The organism is Buttiauxella sp. WJP83 (genome assembly GCF_027594725.1).
Lineage (GTDB): Bacteria > Pseudomonadota > Gammaproteobacteria > Enterobacterales > Enterobacteriaceae > Buttiauxella > Buttiauxella selenatireducens.
Window position 1 is genome coordinate 43,890 of record NZ_CP110080.1, and the last position, 15,386, is coordinate 59,275.

Annotated in this window: 11 protein-coding genes and 1 pseudogene; all 12 read left to right on the forward strand. The window is 52.2% G+C overall.

Features of this window, described 5'->3' with window-relative positions:
• Positions 1-8: 8 nt before the first annotated feature.
• Complete coding sequence (dppD, locus tag OH773_RS00205) at positions 9-992, forward strand: dipeptide ABC transporter ATP-binding protein (RefSeq protein WP_270141933.1); 984 nt, start codon at positions 9-11, stop codon at positions 990-992.
• A complete protein-coding gene (gene dppF, locus OH773_RS00210; protein ID WP_270141935.1) occupies positions 989-1,993 on the forward strand; it encodes a dipeptide ABC transporter ATP-binding subunit DppF in 1,005 nt (334 codons plus the stop codon). Before dppD ends, dppF begins: the two co-directional genes overlap by 4 nt.
• A 247-nt stretch (positions 1,994-2,240) precedes the next feature.
• Positions 2,241-2,952 (forward strand): annotated as a pseudogene (gene tssD / locus OH773_RS00215) (type VI secretion system tube protein TssD); the annotation flags it as partial.
• Positions 2,950-3,321, forward strand: a complete 372-nt coding sequence (locus OH773_RS00220; RefSeq protein ID WP_270146007.1) for a colicin D domain-containing protein — start codon at positions 2,950-2,952, stop codon at positions 3,319-3,321. The pseudogene tssD and the gene OH773_RS00220, both read left to right, overlap by 3 nt.
• Positions 3,311-3,610: a colicin immunity domain-containing protein gene (locus tag OH773_RS00225; protein ID WP_270141937.1), complete on the forward strand. Its 300-nt coding sequence runs from the start codon at positions 3,311-3,313 to the stop codon at positions 3,608-3,610. The genes OH773_RS00220 and OH773_RS00225 overlap by 11 nt, the downstream gene beginning before the upstream one ends.
• 498 nt (positions 3,611-4,108) lie before the next feature.
• Positions 4,109-4,723 carry a cellulose biosynthesis protein BcsO gene (bcsO, locus tag OH773_RS00230; RefSeq protein WP_270141939.1) on the forward strand — a complete coding sequence of 205 codons (615 nt, stop codon included), beginning with the start codon at positions 4,109-4,111 and terminating at the stop codon, positions 4,721-4,723.
• On the forward strand, positions 4,714-5,517 hold the full coding sequence (gene bcsQ / locus OH773_RS00235) for a cellulose biosynthesis protein BcsQ (RefSeq protein WP_270141942.1): 804 nt from the start codon (positions 4,714-4,716) through the stop codon (positions 5,515-5,517). Before bcsO ends, bcsQ begins: the two co-directional genes overlap by 10 nt.
• Positions 5,518-5,536: 19 nt before the next feature.
• On the forward strand, positions 5,537-7,657 hold the full coding sequence (bcsA, locus tag OH773_RS00240; protein ID WP_270141944.1) for a UDP-forming cellulose synthase catalytic subunit: 2,121 nt from the start codon (positions 5,537-5,539) through the stop codon (positions 7,655-7,657).
• The gene (gene bcsB, locus OH773_RS00245; protein ID WP_270141946.1) at positions 7,654-10,002 is read left to right on the forward strand and encodes a cellulose biosynthesis cyclic di-GMP-binding regulatory protein BcsB; all 2,349 of its coding nucleotides are present in this window, start codon (positions 7,654-7,656) and stop codon (positions 10,000-10,002) included. Before bcsA ends, bcsB begins: the two co-directional genes overlap by 4 nt.
• A 12-nt stretch (positions 10,003-10,014) precedes the next feature.
• Positions 10,015-13,875 (forward strand): cellulose biosynthesis protein BcsC, encoded by a 3,861-nt coding sequence (locus OH773_RS00250; protein WP_270141948.1) that lies wholly within the window; start codon positions 10,015-10,017, stop codon positions 13,873-13,875.
• A 2-nt stretch (positions 13,876-13,877) separates the two neighbouring features.
• Positions 13,878-14,345, forward strand: a complete 468-nt coding sequence (gene bcsD, locus OH773_RS00255) for a cellulose biosynthesis protein BcsD (RefSeq protein ID WP_270141950.1) — start codon at positions 13,878-13,880, stop codon at positions 14,343-14,345.
• Between the two features lie 9 nt (positions 14,346-14,354).
• The gene (locus tag OH773_RS00260; protein WP_270141952.1) at positions 14,355-15,350 is read left to right on the forward strand and encodes a glycosyl hydrolase family 8; all 996 of its coding nucleotides are present in this window, start codon (positions 14,355-14,357) and stop codon (positions 15,348-15,350) included.
• Positions 15,351-15,386: the final 36 nt, after the last annotated feature.

Consider the following 15,386-nt stretch of genomic DNA (forward strand, 5'->3'; position numbering starts at 1 on the left):
GGCACGAGATGGCGTTATTGAATGTAAATAAATTATCGGTGCATTTCGGCGACGAAAAGACACCGTTCCGTGCCGTAGACCGCGTGAGCTATAGCGTAAATCAAGGCGAAGTGGTGGGTATTGTTGGGGAATCCGGTTCCGGTAAATCGGTCAGCTCGCTGGCGATTATGGGGCTGATTGATTACCCAGGCCGCGTGATGGCGGAGAAACTGGAGTTTAACGGCCAGGATCTGCAAAAGATTTCCGAGAAGGAACGTCGTAACCTGGTCGGTGCCGAAGTGGCGATGATCTTCCAGGACCCGATGACCAGCCTCAACCCGTGTTACACCGTCGGTTTCCAGATTATGGAGGCGATCAAGGTGCATCAGGGCGGCAATAAGAAAACCCGTGTTCAGCGTGCCATCGACCTGTTGAACCTGGTCGGCATTCCCGATGCGGCCTCGCGTCTGGATGTTTATCCACACCAGCTTTCCGGTGGTATGAGCCAGCGTGTGATGATCGCCATGGCGATTGCCTGTCGTCCTAAGCTGCTGATTGCTGATGAACCGACTACCGCGCTGGATGTAACCATCCAGGCGCAAATCATTGAGCTGTTACTGGAGCTTCAGCAAAAAGAGAACATGGCGCTGATCCTTATCACCCATGACCTCGCGCTGGTGGCTGAGGCGGCACACAAGATCATCGTGATGTACGCTGGGCAAGTGGTGGAAACCGGGGCATCGCACGACATCTTCCGTGCTCCGCGCCACCCGTACACTCAGGCATTGCTGCGCGCGCTGCCGGAATTTGCGCAGGACAAAGCGCGTCTGGCCTCGCTGCCTGGCGTGGTTCCGGGCAAGTATGACCGCCCGGCCGGCTGCCTGCTCAACCCGCGTTGCCCGTATGCGACGGATAAATGTCGCACTGAAGAACCAGAACTGAACATGGTGGACAACGGGCGTCAGTCCAAATGCCACTTCCCACTCGATGATGCCGGGAGGCCAACCCTATGAGTACCGATAAGGCCACTGCGCAACCTCTGTTGCAGGCCATCGACCTGAAAAAACACTACCCGGTGAAGAAAGGCATTTTCGGCCAGGAACGCCTGGTGAAAGCGCTGGACGGCGTTTCGTTTGAACTTGAACGTGGCAAAACACTGGCAGTGGTGGGCGAGTCGGGCTGTGGTAAATCCACGCTGGGCCGCCTGCTGACCATGATCGAAATCCCGACCGGTGGTGAGCTTTACTACCAGGGCCAGGATCTGCTCAAACCTGACGAAACCTCTGAAAAGCTGCGTCGTCAGAAAATCCAGATCGTGTTCCAGAACCCGTACGGCTCCCTGAACCCACGTAAAAAAGTGGGACAAATTCTGGAAGAGCCACTGCAAATCAACACCAGTCTGAGCAAAGCTGAGCGCCGTGAAAAAGCGCTGGCGATGATGGCGAAAGTCGGCCTGAAAACCGAACATTACGACCGCTATCCGCATATGTTCTCCGGCGGTCAGCGGCAGCGTATCGCCATCGCCCGTGGTTTGATGCTCGACCCGGACGTAGTGATCGCCGATGAACCGGTATCTGCGCTGGACGTTTCCGTACGTGCGCAGGTGCTGAACTTGATGATGGATTTGCAGCAGGAGATGGGGCTGTCGTACGTGTTCATCTCCCACGATTTATCCGTGGTAGAACACATTGCCGACGAAGTGATGGTGATGTATTTGGGCCGCTGCGTAGAGAAAGGGACGAAAGACCAGATTTTCTCTAACCCGCGCCACCCGTACACCCAGGCGTTATTGTCTGCAACTCCACGCCTGAACCCGGATGACCGTCGCGAGCGTATCAAGCTGACAGGCGAGCTGCCAAGCCCGCTGAACCCACCGCCAGGTTGCGCGTTCAATGCCCGCTGCCGTCGCCGCTTCGGACCATGCACGCAGTTGCAACCGCAGCTTAAAGAGTATGGTGGTCAGTTGGTAGCGTGTTTTGCTGTTGATCAGGATGAGAACGGGGAAATTCGGTAGTTCAGAGCGCCTTCGCCCTCACCCTAACCCTCTCCCGCCGGGAGAGGGGACAAGATCGAGTGGTTTTGACTTTCCCCTTCTCCAGGGGGAGAAGGTCGGGATGAGGGCGTCAAGTTCTTAAACCAGTTCGTCAAACTCATTTCTTGCTCTGTCTCTTCCGCATCTAATTACTTATGCAATGCCGCTCACTTAAGCTGAGCAGCATTGTATTTAATATGGATTAAAGTCATGGAATGGACAAAATGGAATGAGCGACATTATTTATCTAAAAATGCGCGGTGAACGGCAAAGGGGATATTTCAGCTGGTTGCGGGACTGAAGACTCAATAGGTAATCGGTTTCAACTGGGACACGAGAACGAGATATTTGCATTCAGCTTGTCCAATACTATTACCGGAACGGGTAACGGGATTAATTTACAGGGGCTGAATTTCACCAAGTTAATAGACAAAAGTAGCCCATTACTGACTACAGCAATTACGAATAACGAGAAGCTTGCTCTCGAATTCAACTTCTATCGAATAAGCCGATACGGGGCGTGGGAGAAGTATTACAGTATCGAGCTACGCGGGGCTTCGCTGACTTCCATCAATGTGAATGTCTCGAATAACAACCTTGATACAGAAGTAGTCTCGGTACGCTATGACTACATTCTATGCAAGCATCTGACGGCGAGCACTGAATTCAGCTACCTCGCATTCCCTGCTGATTACAATCGTCTGTTTAGTCCACACAGCCCTGCCTTGCAGGCTGAAAAACCGCTTCAAACCATTAATAGCAAGGCCGTAGGTCGGTTGCTGGCTGCGGGCGGCATCTACAACGGAAATATTGAGGAGTTCCGTAAAACAGCCGAGCAGCTCGGAGGTGATGCGCCAGCAGGCTATGACCAGGTAATCGATAACAAAGGATTGCTCATTACAGGTGCCTCTGTTGTTGCTGGGCTAACAATGGGGCGCATGGGAGTAGTGAGCAAGATAGAAGAACTTTCTGTTTTATCAAAAACACTTAAGCCATCACCATCAGCGTTTGTTAGCTTTGATGCCAGACAGCTACAAAAAAAATTCAAACATGCTGTAGATTTCGGCATTTTAGGCAATCAAAATCCTGTAGGTTTGGAGTTATTCGCGCAATCGCTCAAAGAGCACATTGATGATCCACTAACACAGAAAATTTCAGGTAAATATCGATGGCGTCAGGATGTATACCACTACTACAACCCTGAAACTAAACTTAATGTAATGACTAAACCAGATGGCAGTTTCATCTCTGGATGGAAACTATCTGAGACTCAAATTTCCGATTTAAGAGGTGAAGGCAATGTCTTTTAATCAAAGCGAATTAGCTATTTTAACTCTGATCGACTCGTTCATTTCTGGCGATCTGGCAGCACCAGAATTTGAGAGCAGATATTCAATATCATGGCGTGAATACAGAGACTCCGATGTACCAAAATCTACAGACAAAGATACACAGCGTTATTTTGACTCGGTTTTCTCTGCTGTAGATTCTTACTGCGCTGATCCTGACTTACTCGATGAAGATGACCTTGATGCTCAAGGCCTGCTCGATTGCATCCAGAGCCTAAAGTCATCGTGGAAAGGGTCTGCCTTAGCTTAGTAAAATCCGACACCGAAAATGACGAATTAGCGGCTTTGAGTCAGAGACTTTACGAACAGCTCGATAATGCTACTCACCCGCAAAGTTGAACCGAAAGCATTCATGAATCTAATGATGTTAATTATCTTCGCGAAATATCAGAATCCATGGAATATGATTTCTGTGTGTGAAATCACAAAAAGGATCTGCTACTTTTTATGGGTTGGTATTAAATAGCGCTTAATCATAAATCCAGCTATCTTCGTGCTTAGATGCCAATTCATAAGAAAAAAAGATGGAGCCGGGGCCGTGGGTGCCTATATATTGGCTTGAAATACCATCGTTTTATTTCAAACGCTAATAATAAAAACAGCAATTATAACGCATGGAAATTAATAAAAATACATGATGTCAATAAGGCAAAATTATTATCAGTGAAGACGCACTAATAGTAATGTTATATGCTTTAAGTATATTCATGCACTAAATCGAAACGTCTTATAAATCATGAGTGTCGCAATGAAAAACTACGATGATTTGCAGCGATTCAAGGATAAGACCCGCACTGGCGCTATCGACTTCAAAGATATGTCTGCGCAAAGCCAACAGTCAGATGCCAGCAACTGGGCGATAATCAAACAGTTAATGAATACTGAAGGTGAAGCTTCTGTGCTTTCCCACGCAGGCAGTATCGCAGTGCCCGTTCCGCAAGCGGTAAAGGCTGATGAGTTTGATGCCAGCCATTTCAGGCCATTGGTGGCGCAACCTATCAGCAACTCGGCGTCTCAAGGGTCTATTCTGGATAGCTTGCACAGCGCGCTGCCAGAAGCTAAAGCCGAGGTTTTCCAGCCTGAGCAAAGTCATCACACCACTGCGACGTTGTTTGAACAACTTGCACCGGTAGTGGCGCAACCAGAATCCATTATTGAATCGTTAAAAGAACCAACAAAAGAACCGCTAAAAGAAACCGTGAAACCTGCCGCTATCGCAGCGCCGCAGGCCTCTGCACCGGTAAAAACTGAACCTGTGCGTTTTGACAAACTGTTCGCAGCCAAAGGGAACACGGCGCGGAATCATCCCGCTAAAGACTTACCGCTGCAACCGTTGCTGGAGATGATTGCGTCATGCCGCTAGTGTGTGTTTGCTCGCCAAAAGGCGGAGTAGGAAAAACCACGGTTACCGCCAATTTGGCATATGCGTTGGCTCGCGCGGGTAGCAAAGTATTAGCCATTGATTTCGATGTGCAAAATGCGTTGCGCTTGCATTTTGGGGTGCCTTTATCGGATGGCCGTGGCTATGTGGCAAAAGCCATCGAATCCGCTGACTGGAGCCAGTCCGTGCTGACTGCCGGTAGCAATTTGTTCGTGCTGCCATATGGCGATGTCACCGAAGAGCAGCGGATGGAGTTTGAGCACCGCTTGAGCACCGACAGCCATTTCCTGATGCGTGGATTAAGTACCTTACTTAACTACCCAGGCCTTGTGATCATTGCTGATTTCCCCCCGGGCCCTAATCCGGCGCTGAAAGCGGTATCGCGTTTGGCTGATTTGCATCTGGTGACCATGATGGCAGATACCGCTTCGCTGTCATTGCTGCCGCATATTGAAAATCACCGTCTGATTGGCGAACCGCTGAACAATAAAGCCGGATATTATTTTATCCTCAACCAAAGTGATAACCGCCGCCATATTAGTCGCGATGTCACGGCGTTTATGCAACAGCGTCTTGGCGATCGTTTGCTTGGGGTTATTAACCGCGACGAAAGTGTGGCGGAAGCCAACGCGTCTCAGCAATCAATATTCGATTTTAGCCCGGCCTCTGCTGCGGCTTTTGATATTGAACTGATCAGTAAAAGAGTTGCGGGTGTTCTCGGCATAAAAATTGGTGATGGCGCGGTACATGCCGCCTTGAGAACTTCGAATTTCTGACAATCATCCGGGATGTCCTATGAAAAAGGTCCTGTTTTATTTACTGCTATTGGTCCTGGCACCCATAGCAGTGCTTATCATCATTACGCCTATGGACAGCCAGAAGCAGTATATTTTTGGCTTTATCAGTCTCGCCTTTATGTTTATCCTGGGCTTCAGCAAAAAGCACAGCGTGTCGATAATCATGATGATTGTCGCGGTGCTGATGTCGACGAGATATATTTATTTCCGCGCAACGCAAACCCTGCACTTTAATTCCGAAATAGAAGCCATTTTAGGAATAGGGTTATTTTTAGCCGAATTGTATGTCTGGGTTGTCTTATTATTGAGTTATCTGCAAACCGCGTTCCCATTAAAAAGGGGAATTGTGCCGTTGCCGGAAGATACCTCAACCTGGCCGACGGTTGATGTTTACATACCCAGCTATAACGAAAGCCTTGAAGTGGTGCGCGATACGGTACTTGCCGCGCAATGTATCGACTATCCACGCGATAAAATCAAAATCTACCTGCTCGATGACGGCAAGCGGCGCGAGTTTGCCGTTTTCGCGGCGGATGTTGGCGTGGGTTACATCACGCGCAATGATAACTCGCACGCCAAAGCCGGTAATCTAAACCACGCCATGAAACTCACCAAAGGCGAACTGATTTGCGTCTTTGACTGCGACCACGTTGCCACTCGCATCTTCCTGCAAGCTACGGTGGGCGCGTTCTTGCAAGACCCGAAACTGGCGTTGTTGCAGACCCCGCACTACTTCTACTCACCCGATCCTTTTGAGCGTAACTTGTCGGGCGGCAAAAATATTCCTAACGAAGGCGCGTTGTTCTACGGGCCAATCCAGCAAGGGAATGATAACTGGAACGCAACTTTCTTCTGCGGTTCCTGTGCGGTTATTCGCCGCAGTGCGTTGGAAGAAATTGGCGGTTTTGCGGTAGAAACCGTGACCGAAGATGCGCACACCGCGCTGAAAATGCAGCGCCTTGGCTGGAAATCTGCGTTCCTTGATATTCCTCTGGCGGCAGGGCTTGCGACTGAGCGTCTGGTTCTGCACGTTATCCAGCGAACCCGTTGGGCGCGCGGTATGACGCAAATCTTCCGTCTCGATAACCCGTTATTCGGTCGTGGCCTGAAATGGCAGCAGCGCCTGTGTTACCTCAACGCAATGCTCTATTTCCAATTTGCCTTGCCGCGTGTGGCGTTCGTGACCGCACCGCTGGCCTATTTGCTGTTTAACCTGAACATCATCCACTCGTCAGCCAGCCTGATTTTTGCTTACGCTCTGCCACACCTGATCCTGAGTATTTACCTCAACTCGCGCATGAACGGGCGCTACCGCTACAGTTTCTGGGGTGAGATTTACGACATGGTGATGGCTTTCCACCTGGTTCTGCCAACGGCGGTCACGATGTTGTTCCCGAAACGTGGCAAGTTCAACGTGACCGATAAAGGCGCGTTGCTGGACGTCGGGTACTTCGATTTCAGCGTGGTTCGCCCCCATTTGATCGTGGCAGTTTTACTGGCGGTCGGTGTCACCGCCGGGATTGTGCGCGCCTTTGCCCATGACTACTTTGATGTCGACCCTAACGTTATCGCGCTGAACGTTGGCTGGGGCTTATATAGCCTGGTGTTCTTACTGGCGGCAATCGCGGTCGCCCGTGAAACGCGGCAGACGCGAAAAACCATTCGTATTGAGGTCGATATCCCGGTGATTATTCATTACGCCAGCGGTATCTCCTCACGCAGCCATACGCTCGATTTGTCCATGGGTGGCAGCCGAATTGCGGTGCCGGACGACCGCCATCTCACAGACGAGATTGAAGAAATCGAGCTGCAGTTGAAATCCGGTTCTATCAGTATTCCCGTGCAAATGATCTCTTACGACGAACAGGCGATTCGCCTGATGTTTGAAGAGATCCCACTGGACCGCCGCCGTGAACTGGTGCGCGTGGTGCTGGCACGTGCTGACGCCTGGATTCACCCGCCAAAACCGCAGGACAACCCGTTCCGTTCCCTGCTTATCATTATTCGCTGTGTGTTTGATTTGTTCTGGCTGACGTTTAAATCGCGCCGCGAAAACCGCCGTTTGCGTCAGGAAGAGGCAAAGCGCATGGAAAGTACCGGTGAGGACAACGTGGTATGAAACGGATGACCTTTAAAGTTTGCCAGTTGTTGCTTGCGTTAAGCGTTTTAACAACACCGGTGATGGCCGAAGAGGCCACCACGGTGGAGTCGCTTCTTCCGATAGATTTACCGGCACCGGGCCAGGAACCAACGCCTGTACCAGAAACGGTACCTGCCGTTCCGGTCGTGGCAACGCCTGCACCTTCGATTATCGTGCCGGGGAGTGTGAGCAGTATTACCGTGGCGCAAATGGGCCAGCCGAACGGCGTCATGCTCAGCGGCGGCCAGTTGCAGGCGGGTATTGATTTTACTTTGCCATCCGATCAGGTCATCACCAACGCGCAGCTGTTCCTGAACCTGAAAGTGTCTCCGGCGATGGCGGCACGAAATACGACATTGCAACTGATGATGAACGGTCAGCCATTGGGAACCGTTCCACTGGGTTCTGCCGACAGTGATGTTTCCAACTATCAGCTGGAAATCCCGGCGGCGATGGTGGTGTCGAGCAACAACATCAGCTTTAAAATCAACGATGGTGATGCGTTACTCTGCTTGCGTGACCTGTCGGATAAATACCAGGTCACCATCATGCCGAACACGCGGTTGGATCTGGAAGGGCAGCAGCTGAATATCGGCGCAGATCTCAGCCAATTTCCACGCCCGTTCTTTGACTCAATGCAGATGACGCCTGCTTCTGTAGCGTTTGCCTTCCCGGCAAAAACGCAGCCAGAACAAGTGAGTGCGGCGGCATTGGTTGCATCCTGGTTGGGCATCGAGGCGGATTATCGCGGCATCTCCTTTAACGCGTTGAACGACAAACTGCCTGAGAAGAACGGCATTTTGTTTGGCAAACCAGGCGAGCAAATTGGTGGTCTGACGCTGCCTGAAACGCAAAAACCGATGCTGCAAATTATCGATAACCCAGGCAATCCGGTTTATAAGCTGCTGTTGGTGGTCGGGAATTCCGATCAGCAATTGCGCGCTGCAGCCTGGCGTTTAACGCAGGGGAAATTTACTCTCCAGACCGCCAGTACCACCGTTGAAAACCAGAATATTCCAGTAAGCCTGGCGTATGACGCACCGCGTTGGATCACCACCGAACGCCCGGTGCGCTTAACCGAGCTGATGCGTAAAGACCAAAGCCTGACCGCAACGGGTATCTGGCACGAGCCGTTAACCGTAGCCTTCCGGGCGGCACCGGATCTGTTCTTGTGGGATGGCGGTACGATCCCGATGAAAATCGGCTATCGCTTCCCGACGGAAAACTGGATAGACGAAGATCGCTCTTTCCTTTCCATGACCTTCAACGGCACGTTCCTCAGCAACCTGCCGGTGAACAAACTCGGCGCACTGGAAACGCTTTGGCGTAAAGTGGGCGGCGATGCGCGCCAGGAAAGTTATAACCTCGCGCTGCAACCTTATCTAATTTACGGCGATAACCAGTTATCACTGTATTTCAACATCGAAACCAAAGAGTCCGCACCGTGTAACGTGCTGCTTAATAACAATATTAAGAGCCGTATCGACGAAAATTCGTGGATCGATTTGAGCAAAACGCGCCACTTCTCGCTGCTGCCAAACCTTTCTTACTTTGTTGGTGCGTCGTTCCCGTTCTCCCGCTTCGCCGACTACTCGCATACGGTTCTGTTGTTGCCTGAAAACCCTGGCGAGGCTGAAATCAGCACGCTTTTGAATATGGCGGCGCGTTCGGGGAATGCGACGGGCACATCGCTGAACAATAACGCGGTGATGTTTGGTCTACCGACGGGTGGCGGAAATATGCAACGTCTGGAAAACAGCCACGTACTGGCGGTTTCCACCCTCAATCAAAGCGCGTTTAACCGCGCACTGCTGGCTCAGTCACCCTTTACCAGCAACGAGCATTCATTTGGTGTCCGTGAAAAATCTATCTGGCAAAAAATACAAAACTGGATAGAGGGCGATTGGGGCTCAACGGGGGTTGGCGCTGACCGCTACTTCTCATCTAACGAAGCGTGGCGTGGGTTTGTGAGTTTCCGCGCGCCGTGGAACCCGGCACGCGTGGTGGTGATGGCGATTGGCACCACGGATGAACAGCTTTCGCGGCTTCAGACCGACTTAAGCTCGGCGCGGATAAACGCCGGTATTCGTGGTGACGTCGCGATCATTACCGATGAAAACGGTGTGCGCAGTTTCCGCGTCGGCCAGCAGTTCCCGAGTGGTCAAATGCCGTGGTACATGATGGTGGTCTGGTATGCCAACCAGCATTCTGCATTTATGGCCGTTTTATGTTTGTTGTTCGCCTCAGTGATTGGCCTGAGCCTGTATGCCTTACTGAAAAAACGCGCGCGCAAACGTCTTAATCCTCAGGATGATGGTAAGTAAAGGTGGTGCTCAATGAATCATAAAACTATGCATCATAAAAAGAAAACCGCCCGTCGCTTGTTAACGCTGTGCTTCTTTGGCGGCCTGACGTTTGGCGCTCAGGCTGCGGAAAACAATCCGGCGCTAAAAGCGTTGTTCGACCAGGCCAATTACTGGCATGAAAAGTCACATGACGAGCTGGCAAAAGAAGCGCTGCAAAAAGTGTTGATGGTCGATGCCAACAATGCTCAGGCGTTGTACCTGATGGCGCTGTGGTCGCAGCAGGCCGGGGACATCAAAGGTGCGGCACAATGGCGCGAGCGCCTGGCGTCAGTTTCACCGCAAGATGGCAATTTGCAGGCGCTGGATAACGCTAAACAAATTCAGCAAATTCCGCGTGGACAACTGGATTTAGCACGCCAGCAAGCGCGAAGCGGCAATATTCCCGCCGCCCTCGCCACCTGGCGCAGTTTATTTAATGGCGACCAGCCACCGCCAAGCCTTGCGCCAGAATATTATCTGACGATGGCGGGCGATAAATCGCTCTATCCGCAGGCCGTGGCAGGCTTGCGCCAGTTTACGGCGCAAAACCCGCAGGATAACGGCGGACGCATCGCGCTGGGTAAAGTGCTGACCTATCAGGAAGGCACGCGCCGCGAAGGTATGGACATCCTGCAAAATATGGCGAGCGGGAATCAGGAAGCGGATAAAGCCTTGCGTCAGGCGTTGTTATGGCTTGGGCCAACTTCGAGCGACGAGCCCTATTATCAAACCTTCTTGCAACGCCATCCGAAAGATACGGTTGTACAAGACTACTTCCGTAAAAATATTGGCGGTGCGGCGAAAGGCGAAGGTTTTAACGCGCTGAACAGCGGCAACACCGAAGCGGCGAAAACGCAGTTTGAACAGGTGTTGCAAACCAACCCACAAGACGCTGATGCGCTGGCCGGGATGGGTTATATCGCGCAGCGTAAAGGTGATTACACTGCCGCGGCTGAATATTTAAATCGTGCTGCGAATCTCGGTGGCGATCAGTCCGATGAGCGCAAACAACAAGCCGATGATGCTCAGTTCTACGGGCAACTGGCGAGCGCTCAGGCGGCCTATAAACAGGGCAATATTAGCCAGGCACTGGCGCTCAGTGCGCCACTTGCCCAACAAAGCGGCGAGCGTGGAACGTCGGCAAAATTATTCCGTGCGGATGTTCAGCGCCACAATAAAGATTACGCCGCCGCCGAGCAGTCTTTACGCGGCATTCTGGCGGAGCAACCGAATAACGGTGCTGCGCGTGAAAACCTCTACTACGTGTTACGCGAGCAGAACAAAACCGCTGAAGCCCAGGCGATGCTGCAAACTTTACCCGCCAGCTTGCAGGCGAAATTGCAGCCCCGTGTATCTGGCGGTAATCCTGCCGATCCGGTACGCCGTCAGGCACAGCAGGCTGCGGCAAATGGCAATCCGCAGCAAGCCATCGATATTTTGCAGCAGGGTGTCGCGCGTTACCCATCCGATCCGTGGTTGCGCCTTGATTTAGCCCGCCAGCTTCAGAAACAGGGACGCCGCGACGAAGCCACTAACGTCATGGCGCCGTCATTCCGGCCAAATGCCTCCAATACCGAACTGTATGCCGGAGCGCTGTTTGCCAGTGAAAATAATGCCTGGCAGCAATCACAAACGTTGCTGTCGCGCATTCCCGCCGCCAGCCAGACCAGCGACATGCGCAGCCTGGCGGCACGCGTGAACTACAATTTGCAAATGTCGGTCGCGGAACGCTACCTGGCGCAGGGTGATACCGTCGCTGCGTCTAATACCCTAAAAGCATTGGCGATGCGCCCACCACAAAGCCCAGCAGACGCCGGTAAACTGGCGAAAATGCTAGCGCAAACCGGTGATGTCACTACGGCTGTGACGATCGTGCGCGACAACATGCGTCGTGGTGTGCAAGGCAATGCTGGCGATTATGGTGACCAGATAGCCGTGCTGAACCAGGCAGGTCTGGGGCGCGAAGCCCAGGCATTCCTAGCGAGCCCTGAATTGCAGTCGCGCAGCACACCAACGCAACTGGCCAGTGTCCGCAATGGCTACGTGATCAACGAAGCCGATCAGCTGCGCACGCAGGGTAATTATGCGGCGGCGTACGACAAACTGATCCGTGCGATGCAAAACGACCCGCAAAACACCGACCTGATGTTTGCCATGGCGCGTTTGTATCAGTCCGGCAAAATGAACAAAGAAGCGGGCGTGGTTTACGACTACCTGATGACGCGTGACACGCCGCAGCAAGATGCACGGGCAGGGGCGATTGATGTCGCTCTTGCCAATAAAGACGTTGATAAAGCTAAACAGTTAACCGCCGGATTGCGTAACGATGAAACACCGGATCGCTTGCTGCTTCTGGCGCGAGTTGCGGAGGCCGATGGTAATCACCAGCAGGCCATGAGTTATTTGCGTACCGCGCGTGGGAAACTGGTCGGCCTGCAAGGAACGAGTGGCGACACCGCACCAACGATGGGTGGTCTGGCGTTGGCGGATAACCCGTTTACTCCGAAAAATACCGTCGCCCCGCAAACGGCATCCAATTCGCTGTATGGCGAGGCAATGCCGTGGCAAGTCGCTCAACTGGCTCGTAACCCACAAACTGCACCTCCGGGCACTACGCGTACCGATCTGCCGGTTGAAACGGCACAAGCGGGCACGTTGCGCCAGGTGGATAACATGATGGAGCAACTGACGGAAAAAACTGCGACCTGGGCGCGAGGAGCCGTGGCGGTTCGTGGTCGTGATGGCGAAAGTGGCCTGAGCGAACTCACTGAAATCAAAGCGCCACTGCAATGGTCAACGGTTCCGTTTGGCGACTCACGTTTGGATCTCAATGTGACGCCAATCAGCCTGAATGCCGGGAGTTCGTCTGACGAAACCAGTCGTCGTTTTGGTACGGGTGCCTTGATTCAGGGGCAGGTGGCGCAGGAGTTGTATAACGCCTCGACGACGACACCGCCGGAGTTGCCAAATATCGACAAGATAACCGTGCCTTCTCAGGGCTCGCAAAGCGCTGCGGGTGTGGAAGTTGGGATGGCATTAACGGGCGAACAGTACAAGCTGGATGTGGGTTCTACACCACTGGGTCAGGATTTGAATACCGTCGTCGGCGGTGTGCAGTGGTCGCCACAACTGACCGATTACCTGAAGTTAATTTTGACGGGTGAACGTCGTGCCGTGGTCGATAGCTTGCTGTCTTACGTTGGTGTGGAAGACAAATACAGCGGTAAGAAATGGGGCCAGGTCACTAAAAACGGCGGTAACGCTCAACTGAGCTACGACGACGGTGATGCAGGTTTCTACGCGGGCGTAGGTTTGTATAACTACATTGGCGAAAACGTGCCGAGTAACGGCAACGTCACGGGTAATGCTGGCGTTTACCTTCGCCCATACCGTGCTGATGACCGTGAACTGAAAACCGGTATCAGCATGAGTTACATGGACTTCTCGAAAAACCTCAGCTACTTCAGCTATGGGCAAGGTGGCTACTTTAGCCCGCAGGATTACATCAGCGTTTCCTTCCCGGTGGATTACACGCAGAAGTTTGATAACTGGGATATGTCGGTTGGCGCATCCGTGGGTTATCAGTCGTATAGCCAGAATGCAAGCCCGTACTTCCCGACTGATTCAGCGATGCAAGCGCAACTGGAAAACTATGTCGCCAACGGTTTTGCTAAAGAGGCGTGGTATAGCGGCAGTAGCAAAAATGGTATGGGTTATAACTTGCGAGCCGGGGCTGATTACAAAGTTAACAAAGACATGCGAATTGGTGGGCAGGTCGGCTATGACACCTTTGGTGATTACAACGAAAGTACCGCGCAACTCTACTTCCGTTATCTGCTAGGGAATAATTAATCATGAATGACGCGCAGTTATTGCAGTACTTTCAAAATCAGCAGACACAACCGGGCTGGTTCTCTTTGCTCCACATCATGATTGATAGCATGGTGGCGAATGCGGGTGAAGCGGAAAGCCGCCCGTTTCTGATACAAATGGGTGAGACGCTGGCCGCGCGTCACCCATTAGCATTAGCGCGAACTGTGGGCGAACTCGAATCGCAGATAAATCTTCAGCTTGCCCGTTTCAACTGGGGCTATATTGATATTGAAGCCAGCGAAACGGCGATGCTCATTCGCCACATGGCTTTGCCTGTTCCCGCAGACGAAGCGCAGCAGGCTTCCTGGAATAACGCCTTCAGCGCCGTTCTGGAAGGAATATACGCCCGTTGGTTACGCGATCAGGGCGGCAAACCGCATGTGTCGCTGTGGCGCGAGTCTTCACCGTCAGCAACAGTGGTACACTTTCGATATCAAAATAGTCGATGAGGTGCTTTGATGTTGCAGCGATGCAAAACGCTGATAGTGGCAATTATTGCCTTGATCTTCAGCCAGCAAGCGCTGGCTGACACGGCATGGGACAGCTATAAATCCCGTTTTTTAATGCCCGATGGCCGCATTGTCGATACCGGCAATAAAAGCGTCAGCCATACCGAAGGCCAGGGTTTTGCCATGATGATGGCCGTGGCCAACGACGATCGTGACAGCTTCGACAAGATGTGGAACTGGACGCGAAAAACGCTGCAAAACCCCGAAAACGGTCTGTTCTATTGGCGTTATAACCCAGTCGAAGCCCAACCGATCACCGATAAAAATAACGCCACCGATGGCGATACGTTTATCGCGTGGGCGCTGTTAAAAGCGGGTAACAAGTGGCAGAACCCGGATTATCTCAAAGAATCAGATGCGATCGCGAAGGCGCTGGTCGCTCATAACGTGGTGCGTTTTGCGGGTTTACAGGTGATGCTGCCTGGCGCAAAAGGTTTTAACCTTAATAGCTACGTGAATCTGAACCCGTCCTATTTTATCTTCCCGGCCTGGCAGGATTTCGCTGACCGCAGCCATTTAACGGTGTGGCGGGATTTGATTAATGATGGGCAGAAGTTGCTGGGCAAAATGCACTTTGGTAACCCACAACTCCCGTCTGACTGGGTTTCGCTCTATTCCGATGGCCGTACCGTTCCGGCAAAACAGTGGCCTGCTCGTTTTAGTTACGACGCAATCCGTGTTCCGTTGTATGTGTACTGGTTTAATCACAACAGCCCTGAGTTGCAGGCCTATAAAACCTGGTGGGGACGTTACCCACGTGACAAAACGCCAGCATGGGTGAATGTCACCACGGGTGATACCGCACCGTACATGATGGATGGCGGGCTACTGGCAGTGCGGGATTTGGTACTCCAGCCTGCGAATGTGGCGGCTCCTCAAATTACGGCTCAGGAAGATTATTATTCTGCGAGTTTGAAAATGCTGGTGGCGCTGGCGGCAAAGTGATTGCGGGTTTGTCAGGATGGCCCTCACCCTAACCCT